Origin of the sequence: Microcystis sp. LE18-22.4A, assembly GCF_027531105.1 — a bacterium.
Taxonomy (GTDB): Bacteria; Cyanobacteriota; Cyanobacteriia; order Cyanobacteriales; family Microcystaceae; genus Microcystis; species Microcystis aeruginosa.
In genome coordinates, this window is record NZ_JAPZRB010000175.1 from 1 (window position 1) to 1436 (window position 1436).

A 1436-nucleotide genomic window follows, 5' to 3' on the forward strand; every position below is an offset into this window, starting at 1 on the left:
GATAATCTATTATATCAGGTAAGGGGGTTGATAGAGATTGGGCGAAAAACTGTTTTAGATCATCCTTGAGAGCGATTAATTGAGGAATATTTTCCAGACTGCGATAAATAATATAATCAAATTGTGGGGCAATTTCTGAAACTAATTTAAGGGTTAAAGCTGTTTTTCCAATTCCGGTTAACCCATAAATGGTAATTAATCGAGTTTTATTATCTAGCCATTCTTTTAAGGTTGATATTTCTAACTTACGTCCACAGTTATACCTTAATTCAGGGGCTTTTGTTAAGTCAATCATGGGAGATTTATTATTATGTAAAGAATATGATCGGTTTTGGTTATCATTAGTCGTTTGAATAATTTGACCACCAATATTGATGTTATCAATTTGTAACAAACAATTCCCCGAATGATAAGCTTGAGAAACCCGATATTTTCTTTCTAACTTGGATCGTAAATTATCTTTATTAACATCTTCGTCTAATACCTTACCCAACTTTTTCCATAAGTTAGCAGCCTCTTTTTTAATATGAGATTCACTACAACCATTAAAAGATTGAGCAATTTGCCAATATTTTTGACCTTGCCAAACCCCTGTCAAGATTGCTTCTTGTACTGGTGTCAGATGAGACGCCACTTTCTCAAACATTAAATCATCAACATATTGCAAAACTTGGTCAATATTATTCATTTCTGGTTAAAAAATTAGAGGGTTAATCCAATATATTATACCAAACGGAACTAAGACTGTACCATAACCTACCTATAAATTGTGTACCAAAGCCTACTTTTGTACTAAAATCAAACGCTACAATACTGAGATGTTAGGTAAATCAAGCTAATTAGTCCTATTTGCTTGCTAGATTGTCATCATAGCCCATTTTGCGGTGACATGATCATCTTTTCCCTTTCAAAAATCAATGAAGTAATCTTTAAGTTATGTATCAAGAACAACTGAGTAGCGCCAAGCCTGGATTTATCCTGATTATGATTGATCAGTCAGCTTCAATGTCAGATAAATACACCAATTTAAATAAAGCAGAGTTTGCCGCAAAAGCCGTTAATCGAGTCATCGGAGAAATTATTACAGCTTGTTCATCGGGTAATGAGATTAAAGACAGATGTTTTGTGGCGGCGGTTGGCTATGGAGCAAGTATTAATGTACTATTTCTACATAAAGCCTCAGAGTTGGCTAAAAATCCCGATACAACAACCCTTAAGAGAAAAGTCTCTGATGGTGCAGGTGGGTTGGTTGAAGTGGATGAAGTAATGCGAGTGTTTGTGAAACCGACTGCAAGTAATGGGACTTAAACAAATTTCAAGCCCAAACAAAGCCTAAACTGGCTTTGTAAGCGGCAAACACATCCCGATTCTCGGTCAGCCACTCAAAGAAACGGAAAGACATCGCTGTCCGAAAAGCTTCCAAGGCTTCCACAAAA

2 protein-coding genes are annotated in these 1436 nt (G+C 35.8%); one reads left to right on the top strand and one right to left on the bottom strand.

The window, feature by feature from the left end:
* On the bottom strand, window positions 1-688 hold a 688-nt coding region (locus tag O9295_RS07820), incomplete at its 3' end, for a helix-turn-helix domain-containing protein (protein WP_502846495.1).
* Between the two features lie 248 nt (window positions 689-936).
* On the opposite strand from O9295_RS07820, the gene O9295_RS07825 reads away from it, so the two are divergent.
* The gene (locus O9295_RS07825; protein WP_288032589.1) at window positions 937-1308 is read left to right on the top strand and encodes a hypothetical protein; all 372 of its coding nucleotides are present in this window, start codon (window positions 937-939) and stop codon (window positions 1306-1308) included.
* Window positions 1309-1436 lie beyond the last annotated feature (128 nt).